Below are 2,572 nucleotides of genomic sequence, written 5' to 3'. Positions count from 1 at the left end.
TGATAAAACTCTTTTTCTGCCCAGAAAATGCTATTATATTATATGGCTTGATATAATCTTGGTTTTAGCTTTTACGAAATGGGAGGTATTTATTTATGGAAGCTGCTAACAGAAGACCGAAAGAGAAGAAGCCGGTTTTAGCTATATGTTGTGATTTTGACAAAACATTATCTCCCAATGATATGCAGGCACAAGGCTATATACAGGCTGTCTGCGATGGATATTTCAGTCATTTTGAGAAGAGTCAAATGAAATGGCTTATATATAAGATGGCAAAGTAAGTGTGTGGGAAACTACTGCTTACAAGAAAAAGTTTGGAAGAGTAAGGATTTTGAATGCAGGGCAGGATTATTGGATAATGGGGGAATATAGATGGGCGAAAAAATAAATACAATAGTTGATGTTTTGGAGCGGGAAGAATTTATTGGACAAGTTATGTCTATTGTTCAACGATTAAAGGTAAATAATCAAGGCATGACTTTTGCAGTTGAGGGGCAGTGGGGCATTGGTAAAAGCTTTATCCTTGACCGAGTGGAAGAAATATTGAATGGTGAACAAGATTGCTTGGTTTTACGGTATAACTGTTGGGAATATGATTATTATGATGAGCCATTGATGGCAATTGTAGCAAGTTTTCTTGATCAGATTTATTCAAAAATTTGGAAGACCGAGATGTTAAAATTATCTGCGCGTGCAGCTGTGGATTTTATTGGGAGCTGTTTGAAGGAAGTTGCAGGGCAGTATGTTAAGGATAGACTGGGGTTTGATCTGGTTGAGTTAGGGAAAAAGGAATATGAAAAGGCATTGGGGAGAGAAAAAGCGGATAGTGCCTATGATTTGCTTTCCGGATTAAAGACCGCGTTGTATTGCTTGCGAGGATTAATGGTGAAGGTTTCAGGGGATAAAAAACTTATTCTGCTCGTAGATGAATTGGATCGTTGCCTTCCGCCATATCAAATAAAAATACTTGAACGATTGCATCATTTGTTTTTGGGAAGCAGTTACGTTGTGGTGTTAGCTGTGAATGCAGGACAGTTAGAAGAAACTGTACATAAATTGTATGGGGAAGGAATTCTCACAGATAAATATTTGAAAAAGATAATATCATTTTCACTAAAGTTGGATTGTGGCACTGTATCGGAGAAAATTGTAGAAAAATATAATGAAGTTTTAGCTCAGTATCCGGTGAAAGAACTGGCCACGCGTGATGAGGTTATTAACTTTTTAAAGATGCTATTTTTAGGACTGGATATTCGAACTACAGAGAAAATCTGGGAAAAGGCGCAATTGATACACTCGCTGGTTTTCTCAGCGGAGGAAGGACGAATAGATATTTTTTGCTTTGAGTTGTTGTGGCTGATTGCAAAAGAATATAAGGAATGTAGAGTAGTAGACGATGCTTCAAGACGTGATAGTTTAATTGACGGAAATGTTTTGTTGAAGATGTATTTCAAAGAAGGCGTCGCTCCAATGGCTGAAGAAGCAAAGATTTTGCCTAAAAACATGAGTAAGCTTTTTAACGATTTGGTTAAATCGGAGAGATACAATATGTATCGGTCTCTATATGGAGAAGAAGATGGTGCGAAGTTGTTCTTGTTCGAGCGTGAGGTTTTATTCAGGGATTATTTGGTTGGCTATTGGTGTGGTGTTATAGAACAAGAGCGTTTTTTGTTCGATTTTGGGGATAAGGCAGATGGTATGAGAGAAGAGTATCATAAAAATATAGAGAAATTGAAACAGTTTGCACGATTGGTGGAAATGATGCGATAAACGCCTTAATTAGTGTATTGCAGGAAGAGTGTTATATGATTAATAGTTGATTTGGAAGCAGAAAAATAAGAGGAGTGAATGGGAGTAAAAGTAGTGAATTGTACGATATAAGTTTGTTGCTTAAATCGACTAATTTCATGGATGTAGAAAATGAAGTGCAAATATACAAAGGAAGTGTGACAGGATATGACTCTTACGGAGCTTTTTAGCGATCTTAAGGAAAATACGATACTTGATAATATTGATATCGAAGGTGATGTATGCAGGGTATCGTCTGAAATCGAAGTAAAAAATTATTGCCCGGAGTGTGGGAAGGAATTAACAATACGAAATGGGATACATGGTGAATTCTGGAGTTGTTCGGGTTATCCTGATTGTAAATATGCTGTTGGCAAATCTAAATTGTTGGAGAATCGAGTTTTTATTGATCTTATAAGTTCATATGGTGAAACGCCCGTGACTATGTTAAATGTTGTTGTGCCTCTCAAGGTTGGAGAGCATATTCGGGTGACTGATGGCAGTAAAATACATGTTGCTGGACGCTTGAAAATCTACAATGGAAAATTACAATTGCAGTGTAATTCTGCTAATGACATAACGCTTGAAAACGAAAATTCATACGTATGCAAGAAGAAAGAATGGCTAAATGATGTAAAATTCATAGAGAAAAAGGATAAGAAAATCTTCATCCCTAGAAGTAAGATTAGGATTGCAGTTATCTCTACTGACGATAAGGACCAGGGATATAATGATTTTGTAAATAAAATATATAAACAAAATATTGATTATAAAGCATACTGCA

Annotated in this window: 3 protein-coding genes; all 3 read left to right on the top strand. The window is 36.3% G+C overall.

What is annotated here, in order from left to right:
• The first annotated feature begins 95 nt into the window (after nucleotides 1–95).
• Entirely contained in the window at nucleotides 96–281 is a 186-nt protein-coding gene (locus K6C05_RS03140; protein WP_296731118.1) for a hypothetical protein, read from the top strand.
• Nucleotides 282–372: 91 nt separating this feature from the next.
• Nucleotides 373–1,770, top strand: coding sequence for a P-loop NTPase fold protein (locus K6C05_RS03135; protein ID WP_296731116.1), 1,398 nt, complete (start codon nucleotides 373–375; stop codon nucleotides 1,768–1,770).
• 186 nt (nucleotides 1,771–1,956) lie between these two features.
• Nucleotides 1,957–2,572, top strand: a 616-nt coding sequence (locus K6C05_RS03130; RefSeq protein WP_296731114.1) for a topoisomerase DNA-binding C4 zinc finger domain-containing protein, incomplete at its 3' end; no start/stop codon positions are given.

Origin of the sequence: Anaerovibrio sp. (assembly GCF_024697385.1) — a bacterium.
Classification (GTDB): Bacteria; Bacillota; Negativicutes; order Selenomonadales; family Selenomonadaceae; genus Anaerovibrio.
The sequence above is the reverse complement of the archived record's forward strand: the minus strand, read 5'-3'. Positions and strand labels throughout refer to the sequence as shown.

Coding starts and splice junctions, on each gene's coding strand:
- K6C05_RS03135 (WP_296731116.1), top strand. CDS start 373: ATGGGCGAAAAAATAAATACAATAGTTGATGTTTTGGAGCGGGAAGAA.
- K6C05_RS03140 (WP_296731118.1), top strand. CDS start 96: ATGGAAGCTGCTAACAGAAGACCGAAAGAGAAGAAGCCGGTTTTAGCT.